At 46.8% G+C, this 25,684-nt stretch carries 24 protein-coding genes and 1 pseudogene; 1 reads left to right on the top strand and 24 read right to left on the bottom strand.

Annotation, left to right across the window (positions count from 1 at the left end; genetic code table 11):
- The first annotated feature begins 166 nt into the window (after positions 1 to 166).
- Complete coding sequence (locus H615_RS0114075) at positions 167 to 844, top strand: ABC transporter substrate-binding protein (RefSeq protein ID WP_027955750.1); 678 nt, start codon at positions 167 to 169, stop codon at positions 842 to 844.
- Positions 845 to 958: 114 nt separating this feature from the next.
- On the opposite strand, the gene H615_RS0114070 is transcribed toward H615_RS0114075, so the two are convergent.
- The 24 genes and pseudogenes from H615_RS0114070 to H615_RS0113950 all read right to left on the bottom strand — a co-directional run bounded on the left by H615_RS0114070 (position 959) and on the right by H615_RS0113950 (position 25,665).
- Entirely contained in the window at positions 959 to 1,180 is a 222-nt protein-coding gene (locus H615_RS0114070) for a hypothetical protein (protein ID WP_027955749.1), read from the bottom strand.
- 66 nt (positions 1,181 to 1,246) lie between these two features.
- A complete protein-coding gene (locus tag H615_RS0114065; protein ID WP_027955748.1) occupies positions 1,247 to 1,690 on the bottom strand; it encodes a hypothetical protein in 444 nt (147 codons plus the stop codon).
- Between the two features lie 176 nt (positions 1,691 to 1,866).
- On the bottom strand, positions 1,867 to 2,154 hold the full coding sequence (locus H615_RS21405; protein ID WP_035532250.1) for a YkvS family protein: 288 nt from the start codon (positions 2,152 to 2,154) through the stop codon (positions 1,867 to 1,869).
- 441 nt (positions 2,155 to 2,595) lie between these two features.
- Positions 2,596 to 3,240, bottom strand: coding sequence for a hypothetical protein (locus tag H615_RS0114050; RefSeq protein WP_027955746.1), 645 nt, complete (start codon positions 3,238 to 3,240; stop codon positions 2,596 to 2,598).
- Between the two features lie 173 nt (positions 3,241 to 3,413).
- Positions 3,414 to 3,593, bottom strand: coding sequence for a hypothetical protein (locus H615_RS0114045; protein WP_027955745.1), 180 nt, complete (start codon positions 3,591 to 3,593; stop codon positions 3,414 to 3,416).
- 116 nt (positions 3,594 to 3,709) lie between these two features.
- Complete coding sequence (locus tag H615_RS22820) at positions 3,710 to 3,838, bottom strand: hypothetical protein (protein WP_280513305.1); 129 nt, start codon at positions 3,836 to 3,838, stop codon at positions 3,710 to 3,712.
- A 281-nt stretch (positions 3,839 to 4,119) separates the two neighbouring features.
- The gene (locus tag H615_RS0114035; RefSeq protein WP_027955744.1) at positions 4,120 to 4,899 is read right to left on the bottom strand and encodes a hypothetical protein; all 780 of its coding nucleotides are present in this window, start codon (positions 4,897 to 4,899) and stop codon (positions 4,120 to 4,122) included.
- Between the two features lie 103 nt (positions 4,900 to 5,002).
- The gene (locus tag H615_RS22900; RefSeq protein ID WP_169516210.1) at positions 5,003 to 5,107 is read right to left on the bottom strand and encodes a nucleotide-binding domain-containing protein; all 105 of its coding nucleotides are present in this window, start codon (positions 5,105 to 5,107) and stop codon (positions 5,003 to 5,005) included.
- A 155-nt stretch (positions 5,108 to 5,262) separates the two neighbouring features.
- A pseudogene (gene istB, locus H615_RS22725) lies at positions 5,263 to 5,997 on the bottom strand (IS21-like element helper ATPase IstB).
- A gap of 5 nt (positions 5,998 to 6,002) precedes the next feature.
- Positions 6,003 to 6,365 carry a hypothetical protein gene (locus H615_RS21395; RefSeq protein ID WP_156896493.1) on the bottom strand — a complete coding sequence of 121 codons (363 nt, stop codon included), beginning with the start codon at positions 6,363 to 6,365 and terminating at the stop codon, positions 6,003 to 6,005.
- 416 nt (positions 6,366 to 6,781) lie between these two features.
- Positions 6,782 to 8,161 (bottom strand): 23S rRNA (uracil(1939)-C(5))-methyltransferase RlmD, encoded by a 1,380-nt coding sequence (rlmD, locus tag H615_RS0114020; protein WP_027955742.1) that lies wholly within the window; start codon positions 8,159 to 8,161, stop codon positions 6,782 to 6,784.
- Between the two features lie 299 nt (positions 8,162 to 8,460).
- Positions 8,461 to 9,366, bottom strand: coding sequence for a diacylglycerol kinase (locus H615_RS0114015; protein WP_027955741.1), 906 nt, complete (start codon positions 9,364 to 9,366; stop codon positions 8,461 to 8,463).
- Positions 9,367 to 9,528: 162 nt separating this feature from the next.
- On the bottom strand, positions 9,529 to 10,959 hold the full coding sequence (gene gatB / locus H615_RS0114010; protein ID WP_027955740.1) for an Asp-tRNA(Asn)/Glu-tRNA(Gln) amidotransferase subunit GatB: 1,431 nt from the start codon (positions 10,957 to 10,959) through the stop codon (positions 9,529 to 9,531).
- Complete coding sequence (gatA, locus tag H615_RS0114005; protein WP_027955739.1) at positions 10,956 to 12,428, bottom strand: Asp-tRNA(Asn)/Glu-tRNA(Gln) amidotransferase subunit GatA; 1,473 nt, start codon at positions 12,426 to 12,428, stop codon at positions 10,956 to 10,958. The genes gatB and gatA overlap by 4 nt, the downstream gene beginning before the upstream one ends.
- Positions 12,429 to 12,440: 12 nt before the next feature.
- Positions 12,441 to 12,731, bottom strand: a complete 291-nt coding sequence (gene gatC, locus H615_RS0114000; protein ID WP_027955738.1) for an Asp-tRNA(Asn)/Glu-tRNA(Gln) amidotransferase subunit GatC — start codon at positions 12,729 to 12,731, stop codon at positions 12,441 to 12,443.
- 252 nt (positions 12,732 to 12,983) lie between these two features.
- Entirely contained in the window at positions 12,984 to 14,495 is a 1,512-nt protein-coding gene (gene putP, locus H615_RS0113995; RefSeq protein ID WP_027955737.1) for a sodium/proline symporter PutP, read from the bottom strand.
- Positions 14,496 to 14,990: 495 nt separating this feature from the next.
- Positions 14,991 to 16,541: an L-glutamate gamma-semialdehyde dehydrogenase gene (gene pruA / locus H615_RS0113985; RefSeq protein ID WP_027955736.1), complete on the bottom strand. Its 1,551-nt coding sequence runs from the start codon at positions 16,539 to 16,541 to the stop codon at positions 14,991 to 14,993.
- A 606-nt stretch (positions 16,542 to 17,147) separates the two neighbouring features.
- Positions 17,148 to 18,296 (bottom strand): CamS family sex pheromone protein, encoded by a 1,149-nt coding sequence (locus H615_RS0113980; RefSeq protein ID WP_027955735.1) that lies wholly within the window; start codon positions 18,294 to 18,296, stop codon positions 17,148 to 17,150.
- Between the two features lie 12 nt (positions 18,297 to 18,308).
- Positions 18,309 to 20,312: an NAD-dependent DNA ligase LigA gene (gene ligA, locus H615_RS0113975; RefSeq protein WP_027955734.1), complete on the bottom strand. Its 2,004-nt coding sequence runs from the start codon at positions 20,310 to 20,312 to the stop codon at positions 18,309 to 18,311.
- A gap of 14 nt (positions 20,313 to 20,326) precedes the next feature.
- A complete protein-coding gene (gene pcrA / locus H615_RS0113970; RefSeq protein ID WP_027955733.1) occupies positions 20,327 to 22,561 on the bottom strand; it encodes a DNA helicase PcrA in 2,235 nt (744 codons plus the stop codon).
- The gene (gene pcrB / locus H615_RS0113965) at positions 22,558 to 23,268 is read right to left on the bottom strand and encodes a heptaprenylglyceryl phosphate synthase (RefSeq protein ID WP_027955732.1); all 711 of its coding nucleotides are present in this window, start codon (positions 23,266 to 23,268) and stop codon (positions 22,558 to 22,560) included. Before pcrB ends, pcrA begins: the two co-directional genes overlap by 4 nt.
- Before the next feature lie 166 nt (positions 23,269 to 23,434).
- On the bottom strand, positions 23,435 to 24,025 hold the full coding sequence (locus H615_RS0113960; RefSeq protein ID WP_035532326.1) for a YitT family protein: 591 nt from the start codon (positions 24,023 to 24,025) through the stop codon (positions 23,435 to 23,437).
- Positions 24,026 to 24,369: 344 nt separating this feature from the next.
- Positions 24,370 to 24,672 carry a YerC/YecD family TrpR-related protein gene (locus H615_RS0113955; protein WP_027955730.1) on the bottom strand — a complete coding sequence of 101 codons (303 nt, stop codon included), beginning with the start codon at positions 24,670 to 24,672 and terminating at the stop codon, positions 24,370 to 24,372.
- Positions 24,673 to 24,684: 12 nt separating this feature from the next.
- A complete protein-coding gene (locus H615_RS0113950; protein ID WP_027955729.1) occupies positions 24,685 to 25,665 on the bottom strand; it encodes a DUF3048 domain-containing protein in 981 nt (326 codons plus the stop codon).
- Positions 25,666 to 25,684 lie beyond the last annotated feature (19 nt).

The following is a 25,684-nucleotide window of genomic DNA, read 5'->3' as shown; positions in this document are numbered from 1 at the left end:
TATTCTTATCTATACGATAGAGTAGCGGCTTTTTTGGAAATCCTGCCGAATCGCCGATTCAACTTTATTAATAAATCATTGACTTATATGGAAGAAAATATAAAATTACTAATAAGATGTCCGTATTGCCTGTATGTTGCTTCACTACTTTTTAAGGGGGAAACTTATGAACCGTTCACTCTTCATCCTGTTTGTCAGTGTCTTCTTGATGGCTTTAAGCGCCTGTGGTACAGAAGAAAGTTCAGGATCAGATACCACTGCTGATGATGCTTCAAGTACAGAAGAAACAGAACAAGGTACGGATACTGAAAGCAAAGAGACCGATGCTCCTGAAACCATGACGGCAGAAGAAAACGAGAATAAGGATGCCAAGGTTGGGGATACAGTCACATCTGAAGCCGGTGAACAAACGATGGTCAGCCGCACCGACGATGTCGGAACATTTGAAAGCGGCCCTATTAGCCTTACTATTGAAAAGGTCAATGGAGTCTCCGGCACCTTAAAAGGTGAAGCCGCAGCTCTTATGGATAAGGAAGAAATCGAATACATCCAAGTCGATATGAAAACAAGCAATTCCTCCGAGGATCATATTACCTTTTATGCTTCCCAGGCTGTGATGACTACGAATACGGGAGAACAGTTGGAGCCTGACATGCTTATGAGTGACCATATTGACGGGGAGTATTTAGGGCAAGTGAACAAAGAAGGCACATCATTCTACTTCCTGAAAAATTCAAAAGCTGAAGATGTGGAGTCGATTACGCTGTACTACAGCGCAGCCCTGAATGAGAACTTCGAGGATATCGGAGAAGAAATTGAAGTGGACGTAAACCTGAATAAATAATACATTCCATTACGAAAAAGCTCCCTTGATCTTCAAGGGAGCTTTTGTATTTACTATCTTTTTTCGGACCAATCGTTTATACGTTTTTAAAGGACAACGTATCCGATTTAAATATCAGGAGAAGGTTCCCCCGCCTCCCATGGGCGGATTGTCTCTTGGTCCTGTGTGCCTTGTATTCTCTTCATAGACCTTTTCTCTTCCTCTTTTTTGATGCTTATTCAGTTCATCGCCGTAAAATCGATTGGTATTCCTTCCGAATTTGTCCCGGATCATTCCCCATAAAATAGGCAGACCGAGCAAACTCAGAATGATCAGCAGAAACGCGCCTCCACTCATGTCCTTCCACCTACTTTCGCTTTGTTACTTATCTATACGAACAGATGGAGGATCAGGTTTCATCCTCTATTGGATCATCACAGGAAGAGTGTACGAGCCGGTTCCATTTTCCCATTCAGCAAAAACTTCGATAATATATCGGCCTTCTGATTCGGGAAGAGTTACCTGCTCATTTTCAATTGGAAGCTGCTCCTGCCTTCCTTCATCATCCCAGATAAAAGCAGAGAGTTCCGGTGTTTTTCCACTGCTGAATGTGATCACTGCTGTCTTGTCATCGCCTGAAGGTGCCGCTTCGACATTTTCGGCAATCTCGTAAGGTGTTCCGGCATCCGCTGTCACTTGGCTGTCCGAGAACAACCCTTCATTGGTCCATTCATACGTGCCTTTCGCCATCTCCGTCACTTCTTTATTCATAGTCATAAAACCGTCCGGCGGTTCTGAAGTTCCGGAGCAGGCTGTAAGCAGCACCCCTGTTAAAATTATCAGCCATAAAGCTGTTATCTTTTTCATTTCTCTCACCTCTGAAGTTTACTCTACCTATAAAGAGTACACCATTTTGCGGAGGTATGGATAGTTCAAAACACATATCAAGCATTCGTTCTTATATGAGTAGCTATTCTACGTATAAAAAAGCACCACACTCGTCGAGTGCGGTGCTTTTTATCCGTATACAGCAGAGGCCGGACTTACTTTTTGCTGCGTTTTTTAATGGTGTAGTTCTTATGAGCAACAACAGTCTTTTCGAAGTCAAAATTGCGCTCGTGGAAATCTTCCATAATGGTCAGGTCACAGACCACGGAGTTTGCCGGATTCGTAGAAGTAACGACAGCTTCAAGCTGCTGGCCGTCCCTTTTGAAGGTAATGATATCCCCTTCGTTTGCTTTATTTTCTTCTTTTATTTTCTCTGCTTCTTCTGCTTCTTTCTTGTTAAAGGCAGCATCTACAAGGCCTTTACTTAGGTTTTCATCAGCCATGGGAATTCCCCTTCCTATTGAGTGTAGTTTCGGTTTCGCTTATGCCATGATTCAGGCACAGGTTTCCTTTATCCATACCCTTAATCACGGCATCTCATTCGCTCTGCTGATTTTAACAAACATGTTTTTTCATAATGTCTGATTTTCAGCACCGTTCACACTGTACAATAATTCGGGCCGGGTACGAAAGTCATCAGCTTTAATGAAGACTATATACCTTCTCGATTTGCTTGATCGTTGTTTTAATACTTCAGAAGTTTATGAGTCTTACTTTTCTTTCTTCTCCAACCATTTTACACACTCCACATGTCCGGAGTGTATGTGGCAATACAATGAGGTGCCGGTGAGTTCACCTAATATTTCAGCGTACAATGTGCAAAAAGTCATATACTCTAACCTTGAGCGCGAATAAATTAACAAGTAATACTTTTGTATATTTTCTTAAGACAATTTATCAATCCATTCTTGAATGTTAACATCATTATTTGGTTGTGTTCTTCCCCAAACAGTTGTGTAGTTTACCTGTTTAAGGATTTTGATAAGTGATTCGATATCTGAAGGATTGTTTTTCGTGTACATATATAGTTTTCTTAAAGTCTTATCTTGAGGCTTACCATTACTTACTTTTTTTATAGAAAGCAAGTGTACTTTATCACCTTCATCAATTGCCCCAGTTTTATTGACAATACTTACGTTCCCTTTTATTAGTTCCACTTTTGAGCTTGCAGGTATATATTCAGGAATACTCGCATTAAATTCCCCCATGAATCTACTAAAACTAAAAGGAGTTCCAGCACCTTCATTAAGCTGCAATTCCTCAACTATACTACTTCTAAGGAACTGATTGGGGTAAATATAAAAATCCCCCTTTGAATGATTGCCATACATTTTTGTATTTACCATTCTTTTAGTATTCCTTAAGTATAAGAATATTTTATCTTTTGTACTATCATCATCTTCAGCAAAAAAACTCATAAACAGAAATCTCCCTTTACCAATACGGGATTCAAATACAATCGTGTTAGTCTCTTCTTCAGCTTGCTTATACACATTAATTAACTTTGTAAGATTATATCTTTCGCCCAACCTAAGTCACTCCTTTTGATTATTCCTCTACACAAATTAAAATTCAATGCATTAAAAGTATTTACCTCTGTATAATCATTTACTATTTAATAATAATTATATCCATACTGCGGCTACTGAAGGAGCATTTCTTGCATGAAAAAGAGCCCCCTCATAAGGGGCTCTTTAAATTATTAAAAATTGGATACTTTTAGAATTACAGTATAACTAGTGGAGCTATGCATAATAACTTGCTGTACTTCTGCGGTTTCATAACCCATAGTAGTTTCGTATTTTTCCACTAATTCATTAAGACCATCTGCTAGTGAACCGTGAACCTCAGGTAAATCCACAAAGAACTGATCCCAACTCATAATAACCCCTCCTTTAAACGAACTATATTCTTACATTCGACAAAAGGATATTTTTTCCTTTTTATTCTTTTCATAAAAAGCATCGTTTTTCCTTCATTATTTAATTCTACTCGGTCCTAGTGAGCATTATCTGCTTCTTCCGTAACCTTCTCTATTGGCAAAGCTAAAAAAGACATTTCCATATTTGTTGTGATTTGATTTATAATGTTTCCTTCACTATCAATATTAGCATTCATAGTTTTCAAGTTTATCCCTCCAGATACCATTCTGCTACACAGCCCCCATGTACTCCTGATTGACCAACTCGGAGTCTTAAATAAACGGCTTTCTCGCTTTAGTCAGGTGTTCCTAAATCTATAGTTACCTTTAACTCAAAAAAAACACATGAGTGATCAAAATATGACCATTCACGTGTTTTCCTCTTCTTAAACCCTATGACTTAGAGCTCAAATACGTAACATACTTCACGTGTCCAGAGTGTATGTGGCAATATAATGGGATGTCGGCGAGTTTACCTCTTATCAAATTAACGCATAGGGGGGCAGGCACTGCAATAAGTTTTATATCCACATCGTTGACATACAGATTGCAATTCTTTAGATTCATCACCAATTCTATTCATATAATAAACTTTGTGAAGTGTTTTCTTGTTAGTACATTTATTTACACACTTTCTCTTCTTATATAAATTAGCTTGCATTACCGAATTATTATTCAAAAAAATTTCATATACTAATAATATAGTCGCAACCACAGTTAGTATATTTGGGTGTATTGGGGAAATGCTTAAGCCTAATAATATAAAATGTTCTTTTAGAAATGCTGTGGTATAAATCAACCCTAAAAATACAACCAAAAACCACGCAATTTTTTTTGCTTTAGCATATTGTATATGCCTACTAATATTATTAATTGAAGAATACATAATAGATAGAATGGCCAATACATAAGAAAAGTTAACAAGTAATTCACTATCTTCATTACCAAACGATATATGTAAATATACATTAAACCAAAGTACAAGCATCACTAATGACATGATAAGCATTATACATTTATTTCTTTGATTTAATACAGTTTTTGTAATAAAAAACATAAGAATGGATCCCAAAATAACTTTTAACCATTCAAAGTTTGGCAAGAGCATTTCATTAAAATAATTCCATACTTCTCCATTTAGTAAAAACCTAAAATCACTCAGAAAAACCAAGAACAAATATGAATAAATAGAAGCAAATTGTAAAGTTAAAAAAAACAATATAGGGAGTATAATCGCTATTAGATTATTAAGTGTTCGACGTGACATTGGACTTATGTTTTCCTCCTTTCACATATAGGTTACAGTTTAGCAAAACGTATCTTAATACCTCCTTACTCTCAGTTATACTAGGAGTTCCACTTATTACTATTTATAGTTTAATAGGGACAGTAATTCTGCTTAATGCAAAACACAATCCCTCTTTAATTATATAGCACTTTACGTAATGATTTCCTTTGAAAATTCCTTTATCCATTCTTCAAATTTTCACAGTTTGTACTAAAGTACTATATCCAACAATACGACCTCTTCTGTCCTAAAAATCTTTTTGTTTCTAGAGACAAGGGGAGGTGTCAAGGGCGTTTAATTATATACAAAATCGTCGGGTTAAAATTATACAAGTCTGCCGCCTTATTCGGCAGACTTGGCTTTCATCCTGAAGCTTGGACCGTCAATTGAAAATACCCTTGAGTGGTGAAGCAGCCGATCCAATATTGCTGTCGCAATAATTCCGTCTCCCAACACTTCTCCCCACTGGCTAAACGTCTTGTTGGACGTTAAAAAAATAGAGCTATTCTCATATCTCCGGCTTATTACTTGAAATAAGTAATGGCCTCCGTTATCCGATAGATTTAAGTATCCCATTTCATCGATAATCAGGAGGGAGGGCTTAGCGATTCCTCTCATTTTCTTATCCAATTTCCCTTGGGCATCTGCTGTCTATAGTGACGTAACGAGCTCCTGTGCTGTCATGAAATATGTCTTCAAACCTTTACTGGTTGCCTCGAGGGCAATTGAAACCGCAAGGTGTGTCTTGCCCACTCTAGGAGGCCCAAGAAAAATTAAATTCTGGTTTTGTTCGATAAAGCTGAGATTCATGTATTCTTCGATGTCCCTTTTGGACAAACCGTTAATACGTTGAAAGTCAAACGTATCTAAAGTTTTCTTAAAAGGTAAGCGAGAGAGCTTAAGTAGAGTTTGTCTACTTCGCTCTATTCGTGCTTGATTCTCCAATTCTAATAGTCGCTCAAGAAAGACGTGATATGGTATATTATCTTTAGAAGCTTCTTCCGTGAGGGTACGCCACTCTGATTGAATGGTAGATAATTTAAGTGAATCACAGTATGTATCAATGACTTGATTCATCACTTTCACTCGCCCTCTCCAAGCAATTGGTCGTAGACGCTTAGAGGGCGAACAGCGACCTCTATATCTGATGCAGCGTGGAAGGTGCCAGCCTTTGAACGCTGCTTTTTTCTTATCTGTTCGGAGAGTGGTAGGATCTTATCATCCTTTGTATAAGCTAAAATGGCCTCCCCACGATGAAAAACAATGATCTCCCCATCAAGTGTTTCCTTAATCATTACTTCTTGCCCCGCATAAGGGGAGTTCATGAGTATTTTCCGAGCGTGATAATTCATAACGCCGTCTTTTCCTATCTTTCGATAGGTTAGATAACTCACTTCATACTTTGTTGGAAGATAATCGAGAGATTCTTTCATCCAAAGTTCCACAAGCTTTCGTTCTGTCGTAGAGTGAACACGTTGATTCGCTCTTTCTTCGACCCACCTCATTAATGTACGATTCAATTCCTGTAAGGATCGGACGGATGACGTCTCTAACTAGCCATTCATATACCCTATGAATCGTTCCACTTTTCCTTTGTTCTGAGGACGATAAGGTCGGTGGACCTACGGTGCGAATCCATAATGATCGACGAAGTCTAAGAACTTTTCATTCCACTCAACTTCAGAACCACTTCTTCGATTTATTATTGTCCTCATATTTTAGACTAAAGAGGAGTAATGCGACAGAAAGCTAACGCTATACCATTACAAAAAGGGATTCCAAAATTAGGAATCCCTTTTTGTGTATATATCAAGTTCTTTTCGTTAGAATTTATTGTTACTCATAGAACTTTTTTTGTTGGTTACACTTTCTTCTCCAACCACGTCACACACTCCACGTGACTCGTCTGCGGGAACATATCCACTGGCTGGACCTCTTTCGTCTCATAGCCGCCATCTTCCAGCACTTTAAGATCTCTCGCAAGCGTCGATGGGTTACAGGACACATAAACGATACGCTCCGGTTCCATATCAAGCATCGCCTTCAACAGCTCTTCGTCACAGCCTTTACGCGGTGGATCGACAACGATCACATCTGGACGAAGCCCCTGGTTGCGCCACCATGGCATCAGCTTTTCTGCTTCACCAACGAAGAAGTCTGCGTTGTCCATCTTGTTGAGACGCGCATTCTTTTTCGCATCGGTGACGGCTTCCGGTACGATTTCAACGCCATACACTTTTTTCGCTTTCTGGGCGAGGAAAAGAGAGATCGTTCCGATACCGCAGTAAGCGTCAATGACAGTTTCGCCGCCTCTTAAATCCGCATATTCCAACGCTTTATCATACAACGTTTTCGTCTGAGTCGGATTGACCTGATAGAACGATTTTGGTGAGATCATGAATTTGATGTCACCGATTGTATCGTAAATGTACTCATCGCCCCAGAGGACGCTCGTTTCTTTTCCTAGAATGACATTCGTTCTCGCGCTGTTCACGTTATGAACGATGGATTTCACATTTGGAAATGCATCACGGATTTCATTGATCATTTCATCTTTATGAGGCAGTTTTTTCGTTTTCGTTACGATAACGATCATAATGTCATTCGTGTTCTGTCCTGTACGCACCATGATGTGACGCAGCACACCTCGGTGGGTCTGTTCGTCATAGGCATCCAGGCCGTGCTTGGATGCGATACGGCGTACGGTTTCCACCATGCGGTCGTTCACTTCGTCCTGGATCAGACACGTATCCATATCAATGATGTTGTGGCTGCGCTTTTGATAGAAGCCGGTCATCAACTCACCGTCTTCCTTCTGTCCGACCGGGATCTGCACTTTATTGCGGTAGCGCCACGGATCTTCCATCCCCATCGTCGGGTGGACAGGCACATGCTCCAAGTGTCCGATTTTCTTCATGTTGTCTTTGACCTGCTTCTGCTTCATATCGAGCTGCATCTGGTAGCTCATATGCTGAAGCTGACAGCCTCCGCACTGATAAAATACATCACACGGCGGCTCCACACGGTGTTCACTTTCCTCACTCACCTTCAAGAGCTTCCCGAAGCCAAAGTTCTTTTTCACTTTCACGACCTTCACATCAGCCGTTTCGCCGGGAAGGCCATACGGTACGAAAAGCGGATAGCCATCAACTTTCCCTACCCCATTGCCTTCATGTGTCAAATCCTCAAACGTCACTTGTATCGTCTCATTCTTCTGTACAGGCGGCTTCACCTTCGCCATCATTCATCCGTCCTTTATCTATATACTCTAACCGTAGTTTATCATATCTTTTAGTGCGGAGTCGCCCCGATTAGCTGCGACAAGCATAAGAACAGCGGAACTGAAAAGCGTTCTTCCTTTTCAGAGCCGATGGACTTATGACCTCGAGCAGCTGGGCGGCGCAGCCGGATATCCCTAAGTGCGGAGTCGCCTCCGCAGTCTGTTTATAGAGACCTGCCGACTTCCCCCTCAAGCATTCTCCACACGAGCACTTAAAACAAAAGAAAAGAACGCCACTGTTCCAACAGCAGCGCTCCCCGTTATTCTTCTTCCTTGAACTTATCTTGCGGTACAAAAAACTCCAGATGCCTGTACAAATTGACAAATTCCCCGGGCAATAATCCACCGAATTCCCCGTCAATATTCAGCTGCATCTTTTCATCCGTCTTCACCTTCACACGGCTGGCCGTAGTATGAATGAACTTCGGATGGTTCAGGTGGTTCCCCTGAATCGCGAGTGTGGCCAGACGGGCAAACTCGGCGACGTTCATTTTTTCAATAATCATCAGGTCAAACAGGCCGTCGTCCATACGTGCGGACGGAGCCAGCTTTTCGAGTCCGCCGACCGAGTTCGTGTTACTGACGAGAAACAGCATAATTTCTCCTTCATACCATTTGCCGTCGTATTCGATCTCGACACGGGTCGGGCGGATCGATGGCAGCATCTCGATGCCTTTCAAGTAATAGGCAAGCTGACCGATCATCGTCTTCAGTTTACTTGGTACTTCATAGGAAACTTCGGTGATCTTTCCTCCACCGGATATGTTCATAAAATACTGGTCGTTCACGCGTCCGATATCGAGAGGGTGGCTGTAATCCTCAAGAATGATATCGACGGCTTTATGGATGTTTCTTGGGATGTGCAAGGCACGGGCAAAATCGTTGGTAGTCCCGACTGGAATGACGCCGAGTTTCGGTTTATGGTCCTGTTCGGCAAGTCCGTTGATCACTTCGTTAATGGTTCCGTCGCCTCCTGCGGCTACAACGACGTCGAACTCCTGCTCGACGGCATAACGGGCGGCCTTGACGGCATCGCCGGCACACGTTGTGGCATGTGCGGAGGTTTCATAGCCGGACTGTTCGAATCTCTGTAAAATGTCCGGGAGAACCTTGCGAATGAGTTCTCGTCCAGAGGTCGGGTTATATATAATTCGGGCACGTTTCATCATATGACCCCCTTTATCCAAGCTTGTTCCATCATACATCATATCTTTTTTTCCTGTTTTTGCAAACTTTATTTAGTATATGACCGTTCGTCCTAAACCATACGAAAGCACGCACCCGGGAGTGCGTGCTTCGTCCCTCTATAATTCAGTCCAGGCTTCGGCTCAGCGCTTATCCATTTCTGCCAGAATGATTTTGTTTACCATCGGCGGGTTGGCCTGGCCTTTGGTTTCCTTCATGACCTGGCCGACGAGGAACCCGAGGGCGCGGTCTTTACCATTTTTGTAGTCTTCGATGGACTGCGGGTTGTTGTCCATGATTTTCACGATGATTTCCGTCAGCTGGCCTTCATCGGAAATTTGGACAAGTCCTTTATCTTTAACGATTTTCTCTGGATCGCCGCCGTTTTCCACAAGTTCTGTGAAGACTTTCTTGGCGATTTTAGAAGAAATGGTACCGTCTTCGATCAGCTGAATCATTTTAGCCAGAGATTCAGGTGTCAAAGCAAGGTCAGACAATTCTTTATAGTGCTTGTTCATGTAGGCAGATACTTCACCCATCATCCAGTTGGACGCCTGTTTCACGTCAGCACCCTGACCAATCGCTTCTTCGAAGAAATCGGAAAGCTCTTTGCTGTTGGTGAGAACCATTGCGTCATAGGCCGGCAGCTCAAGCTCCTCGATGTAACGCTTCTTACGGGCATCCGGAAGCTCAGGGATTTCCGCGCGGATGCGCTCTTTCCACGCCTCATCAATGTAAAGCGGGACAAGATCCGGCTCTGGGAAGTAACGGTAGTCATCAGAACCTTCCTTCACACGCATCAGGATCGTTTCCTTCGTCTGCTCGTCATAACGACGGGTTTCCTGGAGGATTTCGCCGCCTTTCAGCAGTTCCTGCTCCTGACGCTTCTCTTCGAATTCCAAACCTTTTTGAACGAAGGAGAAGGAGTTCAAGTTTTTCAGCTCGGTTTTTGTACCGAATTCTTCCTGACCGATCGGACGGATGGAAAGGTTGGCGTCACAGCGCAGGGAACCTTCTTCCATCTTACAATCAGAAACGCCTGTGTACTGGATGATGTTTTTCAGCGCTTCAAGGTAGGCGTACGCTTCTTTCGGAGAACGGATATCCGGCTCGGATACGATCTCAACAAGCGGGGTGCCCTGACGGTTGTAGTCGACAAGGGAGTAGCCGTCGTCGCTGTGCGTCAGTTTACCGGCATCTTCTTCCATGTGAAGACGGGTAATACCGATGCGCTTTTTCTTTCCATCGACTTCGATGTCGATGTAGCCGTTCTCTCCGATCGGCTTATCAAACTGGGAAATCTGATAAGCTTTCGGGTTGTCCGGGTAGAAGTAGTTTTTACGGTCGAACTTCGTATCTTCTGCAATGTCACAGTTCAGGGCCATGGCAGCTTTCATAGCGAAATTTACCGCTTCTTCGTTCAGCACCGGAAGAACGCCCGGGTACCCGAGATCGATCGGGTTGACGTTCGTATTCGGGTCATCTCCGAACATGTTCGGAGACGGACTGAAGATTTTGGATTCGGTTTTCAGTTCTACGTGGACTTCAAGTCCAATGATTGTTTCAAAATTCATGAGCGCGCACCTCCAAGGGACGGGCGTTGGGTATGGTAATCGGTAGCCTGCTCGAAGGCGTGAGCGGCACGGTAGACAGTACCTTCGTCAAAATGTTTCCCGATGATCTGCAGTCCGATCGGCAGTCCTTCACTGGAGAAACCGCAAGGAATGGAGATACCAGGAACACCGGCAAGGTTGACAGGTATCGTCAAAATGTCGTTGGCATACATGGTCATTGGATCGTCCACTTTGTCGCCGACTTTGAAGGCTGGTGTCGGCGTTGTCGGTCCAACGATGACATCGTAGTCTTCGAACACTTTTTCGAAATCGTTCTTAATAAGGGTACGTACCTGCTGGGCTTTCTTGTAATAAGCATCGTAGTATCCGGAGCTCAGTGCGAATGTTCCAAGCATGATCCGGCGTTTCACTTCGTCACCGAAGCCTTCTGCGCGGGAACGCTTGAACATATCCAGCATAGACTCCGCATCTTCGGCACGCTTGCCGTAGCGGACACCGTCAAAGCGGGCCAGGTTGGCAGACGCTTCTGAAGAAGAAAGCAGATAGTACGTGGAAAGCGCATATTTAGAGTGCGGCAGGGAAACTTCTTCCCATGTCGCGCCCATTTTTTCGTATTCTTTCAGGGCAGACTGAACCGCTTCTTTCACCTCAGGGGCGACACCTTCGGCAAGGTATTCCTTCGGTACAGCGATTTTCAAGCCTTTCACATCACCTGTCAGAGACTCTGTGTAGCTTGGCACTTCTACATTGGCAGATGTAGAGTCCATTTTGTCATGGCCGGCAATCGTTTCCAGAAGGAACGCGTTATCTTCGACATTGCGTGTAATCGGCCCGATTTGATCAAGCGAGGATGCAAAAGCGACCAATCCGAAACGGGACACACGGCCGTATGTCGGCTTCAATCCGACCACACCACAGTAAGCGGCCGGCTGACGGATGGAACCACCGGTATCGGAGCCAAGGGAATAAGGGACTTCGCCTGCAGCAACAGCCGCCGCAGAACCACCACTGGATCCACCTGGGACATAATCCGTGTTCCACGGGTTACGCACAGCAGCGTAGCTGGAGTTTTCGTTGGAAGAACCCATTGCGAATTCGTCCATATTCAATTTACCAATCGTGACGGACTTCGCGTCGTTCAGCTTGTTCACAACGGTTGCGTCATACAATGGATCGTTCAGGTTGGACAAGATCTGGCTTCCTGCTGTCGTGCGAAGCCCTTTCGTTACGATGTTGTCCTTCACGCCGATGGGCAGACCGAACAGCTTCTCCGCTGCTGTTCCACGCTCAGCATCCAGTTCTGCTGCTTTCGTCATGGCAGCTTCTTTATTCAGTGTGATGAAAGCCTGGATCTCTTCATCCACTTCGTCAATGCGCTTGTAGGATTCCTCTACAAGGTCAGTGACGGAGATTTCTTTATTATGTAGCTTCTCCTGAAGCTCTTTTAACGTGTACTCAAATAAAGACATCGTTGAACCTCCTTATTCCAAAATGGATGGGACTTTGAATTGTCCGTCCTGTTTGTCTGGTGCATTTTTCAGTGCATCATCCTGGGTGATCCACTTCTTCGGCTCGTCCTTACGCATGACGTTTTTAAGGTCAAGGACGTGGGTTGTCGGCTCAACGCCTGTTGTATCAAGCTCATTCAGCTGCTCAGCATAGGTAATAATGTCATCCAGCTGCTTTGTGAATGTTCCTGCTTCTTCATCCGTGATCGCAAGACGCGCAAGATTCGCGACGTGCTTCACTTCATCTTTACTGATTCTGGACATAATGCGACCTCCATTTCGATCTCACATAATATATGATCATACCAAATTTAAGAATCCATTTTCAACGTACGTAACACACCTTTTCTATCTTAACATATCCACAGCCCCCTGTCTTTTTCCGTGCGGATGGAAATTACCCGCCGTTTCTGACAGAAAATTGAACAGGAGGACAGGCGGCCTTTCCTTTGATGGAAGCCTGCTCTAACGTAAAAAATCCCCGGTCCAGCGACCGGGGATTTTACTCAAAGCGGTTTAGCGTTTCGCCGCTTCATTGAATTCTTCAATGATTTCTTTCGGCGGTGTACCCATCAGACTGACGATCACTGTGGCAAGGGTGCTCAACAGGAATCCTGGTACGATTTCATAAAGATCGAAGATACCGCCGCTCAGGAAGTCACCCCAGATGACAACAGTGACGGCACCGACGATAATACCGGCGAGCGCCCCGTTACGGGTGATGCCTTTCCAGAACAAGGACAGGATAATGATCGGACCGAAAGCGGCACCGAATCCAGCCCATGCATAGGATACAAGTCCAAGAACGGTGCTGTCCGGGTTACCGGCAAGAAGCACGGCAATCAGAGCGATACCGGCTACGGCAACACGTCCGACCCATACCAATTCTTTTTCTGTAGCGTTCTTACGGAACAACGCTTTGTAGAAGTCCTCTGCCAGTGCAGAAGAAGATACAAGAAGCTGAGAGTCAATCGTACTCATGATCGCAGACAAGATGGCTGCCAATAGAATACCAGCAATGATCGGGTGGAACAGAATTTGAGAGAACGTAATGAAGATCTTCTCAGAGTCGGCAAGCATCTGAATGCCGCCTTCTGTAATGACTTCCGCATTAAACGTGGACAAGTCTGCTACATCAGCTGTATTGATGTAGGCAAGTCCGAACAAGCCGGTGAAAATGGCACCGTATAGGCCAAGCACCATCCATCCGATACCAATCAGACGGGCTTTCGGTACATCCTTAGGTGAACGAAGCGCCATAAAACGAACAAGAATGTGCGGCTGACCGAAGTAACCAAGTCCCCAGGCCAGTGAGGAAATGATAGCCAGAGCACCGACACCCTGCACCATGTTCAAGTGGGATGGATCAATCTGGGCAACAGCGTCTGTCGCTGCGTTCCATCCACCAAGCTCCGATACAGCCACAATCGGCACAGCGATAAGAGCAAGGAACATCAGAATTCCCTGTACGAAGTCTGTCCAGCTTACAGCCAGGAAGCCTCCAAGGAACGTATAAGAAATAGTTACGATCGCGCCGAGCCATAAAGCCTGTGTATAGCTTAAGGCAAATGAAGCTTCAAACAGCTTCGCACCGGCGACCATACCGGAGGAAGTATAGAAGGTGAAAAATAATAGAATGACAAATGCAGATATAACACGTAGCACGTGGGAGTTGTCACGGAAGCGGTTCTCAAGATAGTCAGGAACTGTAATCGAGTCATTCGCAACCTCTGTAAATACACGAAGACGACGCGCGACAAACTGCCAGTTTAAGTAGGCACCGATTGCAAGACCGACACCGATCCACGCTTCAGACAATCCGGAAGCATAAATCGCACCCGGCAGGCCTAACAGCAGCCAGCCACTCATATCAGAGGCACCGGCGGATAGTGCGGCTACTCCTGGTCCTAAACGACGACCGCCTAAGACATAATCGGATAAATCAGATGTCAGACGATATGCGGCAAATCCGATACCCAGCATACCGATTAAATAAATAATAAACGTTATTAACGTTGCAGTACTCATGGTTTGTTATTCGCTCCTCTCAGTGAATAGGGAAATAAGTGATAGAATGATTAGTATTGGCATTGGGACAAACAACCAGAACCAGGTCGCCCCGGCGATGGATGCTGATGCTGCAGTCGCGAGCTCAAACAAGTGGTTCACCTCCTTCAAGGCTTGTCATATACAATGTTATGCATTTGTACCGACTTATGGTTCTTGAGTCACAGAGACTCAGGGAAACCAAACACGGATACAACTATATCATATAACTTTTGACTGAACATTGCAAAAATTTACATATTTTGACCTATTTGAATAAATATCCGCTAATTACGCATAAAAATGCGTATATACGATGTTTTAATGATATTCATTCACAAAATTTCTTCAAAAAAATTTCATCACTTTGGTTAAAATAGGGAATTATCCCCTTTTCTCTGCCTCTTTAGTATGTACCTCTACCTTATAAAAAAACCCTTCTCTTATGTTGGATAAAAGAAGGGTGCGCCCTGTGCTTTACAGCATCTCAGACGACGTTTTGCCCTGCATGTGCTGCAGCAGGTAGTCCGGTCCGCCCGCTTTGGAGTCGGTTCCGGACATATTGAATCCGCCAAACGGATGATACCCTACAATAGCTGCTGTGCACCCGCGGTTGAAATACAGGTTCCCAACATGGAAGTCTTCCCGTGCTTTTTCAATATGGTCACGGTTGTTCGTAATGACCGCCCCCGTCAGGCCATAGTCTGTATTGTTCGCGAATCGGACAGCTTCATCAAAGTCCTTGGCTTTCGTAAAACCGACGACAGGACCGAAGATTTCTTCCTGCATGATTCGTGCATCCGGAGCAAGATCGGCAAAAACCGTCGGCGCGACAAACCAACCTATACTGTCATTCCCTTTTCCGCCGCACATTAAACTCCCTTCTTCTTTCCCAATGTCGATGTAGCTTAAAATCTTGTCGTACGCCCCCTGGTCGATGACCGGACCCATATAACGGCTGTTATCAGAAGGGTCCCCGTAGCTGATTCTCTCCTTCGTCTTCTGGACGACACGGTCAAGAAGGTCATCGTAAATGGCCTCATGCGCAACGACACGGGAACAGGCGGAGCATTTCTGACCGGAAAAACCGAAAGCAGAATACGTAATGGCATCCGCAGCCAGTTCAAGATCGGCATCTTCATCTACGATAATGGTATCCTTTCCGCCCATCTCAATAATCGTCCGCTTCAGCCATTTCTGTCCCTCATGAACCTTCGCTGCCCGTTCGAATAAACGGGTACCGACTTCACGAGATCCCGTGAAGCTGATGAAGCGTGTGCGCGGATGATCCACAAGGTAATCCCCGACTTCCTTCCCGCTTCCTGGAATGTAATTGATAACACCTGCAGGAAGACCGGCTTCCTCAAGCACCTCCATCATTTTATAGGCAATGATCGGAGTGGCACTGGCCGGTTTCAATAGTACGGTGTTACCGGACACCATGGCGGCGACTGTTGTCCCACACATGATGGCAAACAGGAAGTTCCAAGGAGAAATGACGACACCGACGCCGAGTGGTATGTAGTGGAACCGGTTGTTTTCAATCGGACGGGAGTTCACTTCGACTCCTTTATCTATTTCAAGCATTTGACGCCCATAGTACTCCAGGAAATCAATCGCCTCGGCTGTATCTGCATCAGCTTCCTTCCACGGCTTTCCGGCTTCCTTCACAAGATGGGCCGTGAATTCGTGCTTCCGGCGGCGGACAATGGCCGCCGCCCGGAAAAGAATATCTGCGCGGTACGACGCCTTCGTCTTCCTCCACCAGTCAAACGTCTCATCAGCCACCTGGTGGGCTTTCTCAGCCAGGTCCTGATTCGCTTTCGACACTCGGCCGATTACTTCTTTTTTATTGGCGGGATTGACGACTTCGATCTTTTCGTCTGTCATGATCCGCTCTCCGCCGATGATTAACGGATAATCTTTTCCAAGGTCTGCCTCCACCTGCTTCAATGCAGCCTGCATGGCTTTTCGATTTTCTTCTAACGCGAAATCTGTGAATGGTTCATGTTTGTAAGGGACCACCATAAAAAAACGCCTCCTTGAAAATAAATGGGTGTACGCTTTGTAATTTTAAGAAAATTACAACAATTAACGTTTCCACAATTATTCTACCGCACCTGTGTGCCTTATTCAAACGGAATAAACCGATCTAACAGGCTCTCAAGGCTGTGTCACTCAACTGTTACACTTAGGCTTCGAATTCCTAAAACATCTTGCTTCATGCTTGCCTTTCCTCTCGATGACATTCCCATATCTTTCGTTTGTTTATGAGGTACGGTTTCAGCTTGTTGAAAAACCCCGTGTTTTTCCTGGCTCTTCAGGACTGCAGACCATTTTCTTTCCGATTCGGAATCTCGGTCATGACCCGTACAGCACGCTTTCCAGTGACACAGGTGCCATTAGGGGGGACCTGCCTTCCCCTTTTTCAAATCACCATTCAGCGAAGCCGCGAGGAGCGTTCGGTGGTGACGCCAGCAGGAACATCGAGGGACGAAGATCCACTTGGTCAGATGGTTTTCCTGCCGAAGTTAGCTGAGCCCGGGCCCGCAGCAAGCATTCAATGAGCGGAACGTGGCCGTCAGCACTTCATAGAAAAAAGCCGCACCCTGAAAATCAGGGTACGGCTTTCGTTTATTTATAGACATGTACAAAAGGTTCTTCTTCCCCTGCGTTTTTTACGATCAGGCTTTCCGGGTCGTCCATGCTGTGAATGTTCACTTGAACACCATAATGGTCCGGGAACATTTCAACGACAAGACTGTACACATACTGGGTAAACCCGACAACCTCGGACTGCGACTGGAATTCGATCGGAATTTCAATCGTAACCTCCCGCAGATCGTTGTTCACGTAAAAACCGTTGCCGATCATACCGACAAAGTTCGGGAAATAGTCGGATACTTCTTTTCTGAAGTCCGAAAATACCTGAGAATCATCGAAGTGATCGGTTTCCGCTTCATTGGATGGGAAAAGCACATGCTTCTCATCAATGCTGTCCCAGCCACCGATGGACGCGGATGAACCTTTCACATAAGCCTTGCTCAGGAAGCTGCCCGGTACTTTTGAGCTCGCCTCTTCTTCTTCATACAAAGCAAATACGACAGGAACGTCCTTCAGCTCCTCATCTTCGCGGATACGCTTCAGGATTTCCTCGGCGTACTGCTGCCCTTTTGTCAAAAGCTCCTCGGTCGAATGGTTTTCAGAGTAATTCTTTCCGTCCGGTGTCTGGAAATTGTACACCGTACGCAGGGAGATTCCGATCGTGACCCCTTTCAGTTCCACGACGTTTTCTTCCTTCTTCACTAAGTAATCCTGTTCGACGATATTGGAAATGTATTTCGGACTGTCACGGAACTCTTCTTCTGATGCTTCATCCTCGTCGAGTTCAGGGTTGAGCCCTCCTTCATTTCCTTCGCTTTCACGGGAAAGCCAGCTGATCAGCGTATCGTCCGTCAAATACTGACCCGACTGGAAAAAGTAATCCTCAGGATCATAGTATTCCTTGGAATGCCGGCGCAGACCGCTTTCAAATTCATCGATATCCAGCCGGTTGCCCATCTGGTTCGTCGTGACCCCGCGGGCGGAGGACACCGTCGGACTGCTTTCGGTCAAGATCATCCGGTAATCTTCTTCAGACATTGTATAGTTGGGGACGATCGCCGACTGGTTATTGTTCTCATCGGTCGTTTCCTGTATGACTTCTTCTCTATTATCAAAAACGGGCGTACACGCGCTCACGAAAAGCACCGAACTAAGTAACAGTGCGTGCATCTTCCTCATGCTTTCCACTCCCTAATCGTTTAAAGCTTCTCTAAACTGCTCTTCATCCCAGATTTCAACGCCTAGGTCTGCTGCCTTCGTATATTTCGAACCGGCATCCTCCCCGGCGATGAGAAGGTCGGTTTTGGCACTGACACTCCCCGTCACTTTGCCGCCGAGTCCTTCAACAATTTTCTTCGCTTCAGAACGGCTGAAATGTTCCATCTTTCCGGTCAGGACAATGGTTTTATCCTTGAACGGAGAATTCTCCGGCTGGTCGCTTTTCTTCGCGCCGAGGTACTCCATATTCAAGCCGAGCGACTGGAGTTCGTCCAACAGCTCGATGACCTGCGGCTTGTCAAAATAGCTGGCGATCGAATCCGCCATCTTGCTGCCGATTTCGGGAACCGCCTCCAGCGTTTCCGTATCTGCTTCCTTCAGCGCCTCCATATGCTCAAAGTGCTGGGCGAGCGTACTGGCTGCCTTGGAGCCGACGTAACGGACACCAAGACCAAAAAGCAGGCGTTCCAGAGAGTTTTCCTTGGAGACTTCTATCGCATGCAGCAGGTTTTCGACCGACTTTTCCCCCATGCGGTCCAGCTGCAGCAGCTCTTCACGGTCCAACTTGTACAGGTCGGCAATGTTATGGATCAGGTTTTCCTGGAAAAGCTGGGCGATGACTTTTTCACCGAGCCCTTCGATATCCATGGCATTTCTGGATACGAAGTGGATCAATCCTTCCCGCAGCTGGGCCGGGCAGTTCGGGTTGATGCACCTTAGTGCGACTTCTTCTTCAATCCGGACAAGCTCGCTATCGCATTCCGGGCAGGTTTCCGGCATGTAGTACGGCTCTTCGTCCCCTGTACGCTGATCCGTAAGTACACGTACCACTTCAGGGATAATGTCGCCGGCTTTTTTAATGACGACCGTATCTCCGATGCGGATGTCCTTTTCCCGGATCAAATCTTCATTGTGAAGAGAAGCCCGCTGCACGGTCGTTCCCGCGACTTTGACCGGTTCCAGAATGGCGGTCGGGGTCACAGCCCCTGTCCGGCCGACACTTAATTCGATATCCGTAAGCGTAGTGACCGCTTCTTCAGCAGGGAATTTGTAAGCGGTCGCCCAACGTGGACTTTTGGCCGTAAAGCCGAGCGTTTCCTGTTGATCCAGACGGTCTACTTTAATGACGATCCCGTCAATTTCATAGTCGAGATCCGGTCGTCGTTCGACCCAGCTGTTCACATAGTCGATGACTTCTTCGATGTTGTTACACTTTTTCCATTCCGGGTTGGTTTTCAGTCCCAGTTCCTTCATCCGCTCCAGCCGTTCACTGTGGGCGTCTGTCGGATCATCCTCCCAGACACCGATGCCGTAAAGGAAAATATCAAGGTTCCGTTTGGCGGCGATTTTCGGGTCCAGCTGACGCAGCGATCCGGCCGCGGCGTTCCGGGGATTGGCAAACGGCTCTTCGCCATTCGCTTCCTTCGCTTCGTTCAAACCGACAAACGAGCGCTTCGGCATATACGCCTCCCCGCGCACCTCAAGGGTGACAGGTTCTTTCAAACGGAGCGGGATGTTGCGGATGGTCCGCAGGTTTTTCGTAATGTCTTCGCCTGTCGTTCCGTCTCCCCGTGTCGCTCCCCGGACAAATACCCCATCCTCATATTTCAATGAGACGGCGAGTCCATCGATTTTCAGTTCGCATACATAGCTGACTTCTTCGTCTGTACCGTTCTTGACACGTCGGTCGAAATCACGGAGCTCTTCTTCGTTAAAAGCGTTGCCGAGGCTGAGCATCGGGATCTCATGCTGCACCTTTACAAAAGCATCCAGAGGCTTTCCGCCGACACGCTGGGAAGGGGAATCCGGGGTCTGCAGCTCCGGAAATTCCTCCTCCAGGTTGATCAGCTCCTGCATTTTTTTATCATATTCGTAGTCAGAGACCGACGGATCATCGAGCGTATGATATTGATAGCTGTACTGCTCCAGTTCCTGTCGCAGCGCCTCGATCCTCTGCTGCGCTTCACTTGCGTTCATACTCATTCACTTCCTTACGCTTTCGTAATCGGAGCATAACGGGCAAGCAGCCGCTTAATGCCTGTCGGTGCCGGGAACGCGATATCCAGCTCGAGCGCATCTCCCTCACCCTGCACTTTGACGACGGTGCCGGTTCCCCATTTTTTGTGTGTCGCTTTATCACCAGGCTGCCAGCCGATCTTCTCGCCGCCGGTCGATTCCTTCTTCTTCGGCTTTTTGGCTGAACGCTTCGGCGGCTCCTGGGTCTGCCTCCCAAACGGGCTTGCTTCACGCTTCTTATTGAAAAACGGCAGCTCTTCCTTCTGTTCACGTCCGTCGACCAGCTCTTCGGGAATTTCATGGATGAAGCGGCTGATCGGGTTCATATTCGTACGTCCATACAACGTACGCATTTTCGCATGGGTCAAAAACAGCTGCTTCTCAGCACGGGTAATCCCTACATAAGCGAGGCGGCGTTCTTCTTCCATCTCTTCCTCATCCATCAATGCACGGCTGTGCGGGAAGACATTCTCCTCCATCCCGATGAGAAAGACGACCGGAAACTCAAGACCCTTCGCGGAGTGAAGCGTCATAAGCGTGACAGTGTCATCACTACTAGGGTCCTCATTCATGGAATCGATATCCGCAATCAGCGCAAGATCCGTCAAGAACGCCACCAATGTTTTATCTTCGGCGTTTTCTTCAAAGTTCTTCGTTACGGATTTGAATTCCTCAATGTTTTCCAGACGGCTCTGAGCTTCAATGCTTTTTTCGTTCATCAGCATCTCTTCATAGCCGGTTTTATCGATCACCTGCTGCACCATATCGGTTGCTGACAGGAACTCCTGCTGCTCGCTCCAGTTCTGGACCATTTTGCGGAAGCTCATAATCGCCTTGGCTGCTTTGGCGCTGACCCCGACGAAATCGACCTCCGCCGCTGCTTCATACAACGAAATATCGTGATCTGCGGCATAGGCCATCATCTTATCCATACTCGTTTTTCCGACTCCGCGCTTCGGTTCGTTGATCACACGCTGGAAGCTCAGATCATCGTTCGGGTTGGCAATGAGACGCAGGTAGGCAAGAAGATCCTTGATTTCCTTACGATCGTAGAACTTCGTACCGCCGATCATCTGGTACGGGATGCCCGCTTTGACGAAGGTTTCCTCAATCGTACGCGACTGGGCGTTTGTCCGGTACAATATCGCTGTATCCTGATAGCGGAACTTTCCCTGTCTTACGAGGTCGCCGATTTTATCGGTGACGAAAAGGGCTTCCTCACGCTCTGTGCCGGCCTGATGATAGTGAATCTTTTCTCCGCCTTTATTGTCGGTCCAGAGGCGCTTCGGCTTCCGCCCGGAGTTTTTATCAATCACGTTGTTGGCCGCATCGAGAATCAATTCTGTGGAACGGTAATTCTGCTCCAACAGGATGGTCCGTGCTTTCGGGTAGTCACTTTCAAAGTTGAGGATGTTTTGAATATCCGCTCCGCGCCAGGCATAAATCGACTGGTCGGAATCCCCGACAACACACAGGTTCTGATACCGGCTCGCCAGATGCTTGACGAGCTGGTACTGCGCGTGGTTCGTATCCTGGTACTCATCGACATGGATATATTGGAAGCGGCGCTGATACGTTTCCAGCACTTCCGGCACTTCATCAAACAAACGGAGCGTCTGCATGATCAGGTCGTCGAAATCGAGCGACTGGTTTTTACGCAGTTTTTTCTGATAGCCTTTGTACACTTCCGCCACCTGTTCCTCATGGGTACTGCCGGCCTGATTGGCATAATCTTCAGCCGTCATCAGTTCGTTTTTCGAATTACTGATCGCCCCGAGCATCGCCCGTGGGTCCCACTTCTTCGGATCCAGGTTCAGTTCCTTCAGCACCTGTTTGATGACAGAAAGCTGGTCGCTGGAATCGAGAATCGAGAAGTTGCGGTCATAACCGATCCGGTCGATGTCCCGTCGTAAAATCCGGACACACATCGAGTGGAACGTCGACATCCATATTTTTTCGCCGTCATTCCCGACAAGGGATTCTACACGCTCCTTCATTTCGCGCGCGGCCTTGTTTGTAAACGTAATTGCCAGAATGTTGCGCGGCGCTACATCTTTTTCACTGAGTAAGTAGGCAATCCGATGGGTCAGCACCCTTGTCTTACCACTTCCGGCACCTGCCATAATGAGCAGCGGGCCTTCTGTATGGATTACCGCATTGCGTTGTTCTGTATTCAAACCTTGAATCAAAGCATTCAACGCCTGAGTCATGAACGTCCACCATCCTTCTTCTTTGTTGATTTGACTGCTTCCACCGTTTGAAGCGCCACTTGTATATCTTCATAGATGACATTTCCAATGACGACGACGTCTGCCTTGGCTGCCATTTCTACTGCCTGCTGCACCGTCCGGATACCGCCGCCGTATACGAGCGTCGTTTCCTCCAGCACATCCGCCACTTCTTTTACAAGAGTCGGATCACCATAGGTCCCGCTGTATTCCATATAAAAAACCGGGAGGCGGAAAAGATGCTCGGCCATCCGGGCATATGCCAGCACGTCCGCTTGATCCGGCAGAGAACAGGACGTTTTTTGAAAAACTTTCGCTTCGGGGTTCAGGACACAGTAGCCTTCCGTCAGCATATCCGTCCAGTTGATCATATCGCTGTATTCTTTGACTGCATGATGCTGCACATCAAGCATCCACTTTTTATCTTCGCTGTTCAGCACCATCGGAATGAAATAAGCGTCAAAATCCGGAGCAACGGCTTCCATATCGGACACTTCCAACACACAGGTGACGTTGTACGCCTCCACCCGTTCCTGGAGATCGGTAACATTTTCAAACGTTACACCATCGGTACCGCCGATCATGACCGCGTCCGTACCGGATGTGCAGATGTCCTTCAAGTCTTTTTCCGAAATCGTTTTATTTGGATCCAGTTTGAACACATGATCCCACTTGCTTATATTGTACATTTCCGGCCTCCAAAACAACAGTTATCCATTAGTCGATTATAACAAAATTTCGGCACCGGGTTGAGGGTTTCCCTCAGAGTGTAAATATTCTGTGAAAGAACGACCGTGAAAATCCGTTTACCAAACCAAAAAAGCGGCCGAGAATGTTCTCGACCGCCTTACTATATTAAGATGCAGGATGTTCAGGGAGGAGACGGGAAGAGGTGAACGTCATCGTAACAAGACCGACACTCAAAATCGTGATGGCGGAAAGAAGCATAGTTTCCATCGAAAACAGCAGCCCACCAGCCCCGATGATGACCGCATCGATGGCCAGAATAACGAATCCGACGTTTACCTTCATCCAGTCAGCGATCATCTGAGCAAGGAGGTCTGTCCCTCCGGTGCTCGTATGGTGCCGGAGCATCAAGCCAATCCCCCCGCCGACAAGGGCTCCTCCAATGATGGAGCTGACAGCAGGGTCGAGTGGCAGATGATAGGCACGCAGTCCCTGAAGCACATCAATGGAAAACGAGGAAACCAACAGGCCGTGCAGGCTGTTGTAAAAGTACATGCGGAAATAAAACCAGGCAAGGGTGAAAATCGGGATGCTGAAGCAGATGATCGTCAGCCCCACCTTCATCCCCCATATGTAGTTGGCGATCATACCGATGCCGATGATCCCACCGTCGAGGACATGGTCGGGAATAAGAAAAAAGTTGATGCCAAGCGAAAGAATCAAGCTTCCGGCTACGATCATGATCCCTTTCTTCACCATCTCTCTCACAGGCCCGTCCCCCTCACCCCATTCTATGCGGGTCGAGTGTTTTTAGAAGACGAAAAAAAGATGCCTTAACAGATTTCTTCAAATGTCCTATGACTGGCCACGTTCCGCTTATCGGTGGATGCTTGCCGCGGGCACGGCCTCAGCTAAATTGGTCAAGAAGATCGCTTGACCAATTGGATCTTCGGCTCGTGCTGTTCCCGCAGGCGTCACCACCGAACGCTCCACGTGACAGCCACATAATGAGCACAAAGAAAGGACCATTTCTATGAAACAAAAATCCGTTCCTCTATGTTGAAAAACCACTAAAAAAGACTGCCGGTACGGCAGTCTTTTTTCTATTCTGTACGCTTTTCGTGGACACGGTCGAGCGCTTTGGTATAGGCGTCGTTTCCGTAGTTCAAGCAGCGCTTCACACGGGAAATCGTCGCTGTGGAAGCTCCGGTTTCCGTTTCAATTTTATGATAGGTGTACCCGTCTCTCAGCATGCGGGCGACCTCCAGACGCTGAGCCAGCGACTGCACCTCGTTCATCGTTGCCAGATCATCAAAAAATTCATAGCACTCTTCAATGTCCTGTAGTGAAAGAATCGCTTCAAAAAGCTGATCCAGCGTTTTTCCGCGCAATTTATCGATTTGCATTCGGATTCCTCCTCAAAATTGAACCGCTGCGGATTCAGGTATAATGTTTATCCATGTATTTCCCGGGACGAACGGCACCTGCTCTTCCCCTTCATAAGGAAGCAGCCGTCCATCTGTATTCCGCCACTCCACTTCTTTCATCGTCCCTTTCTGAAAAAGAAAACCGCGTCCGCCTGAGGTCAAATCAACCTCCCGGCGGCCGGCCTCATCGATGATTTGGTGGCGGGCCTCTATAATCCATACATTATCGGCAGAAATCTGTTCCATCGTCGAACGCTCCACAGACGGTTCTCCGTCGTTGAAACGAAGAAACCCCTGATCGGAATACTGCCATCGGACTTGTGTCCTGCTGCCATAGGTGATTTCCACCTCTTCAGCAGGACGACCGTCCGGACTTTCATCTGTAAAATACAAAGCCTCCGGCGGGTCGCCCTCCGTTAACCCTTTTTCAACGACCACACGGTCCAGCCCTTCTGTCCAAAGGTAGGAATTGTGCGGCGCAGAACGGTCACCGGAACGGCGGAACAGCCAGCCATTATTGTCATACACAGCACCATCGACAGCGTCCATGCTGGTGCCGGCAAGCTGCTGATATATGGAATGGGAAGCTCCGTGATAGGCGTAAAGAGCGTCATATCCATAGGCCAGCTCAAAATAATAGGGACGGGCGCTGCGTACCGGCCCGATTGTATCAGGAATATCACTATGGAACAAAGCGAGAAAACGGGTGATCTGTCCTTCGGCAAGGGCTTCATAGACGAGATCTGCCTGACTGAGACCGGACTGCGGCCGTGCTTTCGGATGGTTGTTGACCATCACACCAAGGACACGCCCGGATTTATCCCCTGCACCGGGTTCTCCTGTTAAAGGAAAAACATCACCAGCAGGGACAGGATCAGGAGTTTCTGCTGCTTTTTCTCCAGGAGTCCCTCCCGTTGATTGGCATGCAGTAAGACCGGCGGTAAGCAGACCGATGAGCAGCAGCTTTTTCATAGATGCACGTCCTTTAGAT

Source organism: Halobacillus kuroshimensis DSM 18393 (genome assembly GCF_000425705.1).
Lineage (GTDB): Bacteria > Bacillota > Bacilli > Bacillales > Halobacillaceae > Halobacillus > Halobacillus kuroshimensis.
Note: the sequence above shows the minus strand (reverse complement) of the source record. Positions and strands in the feature narration are given on the sequence as shown.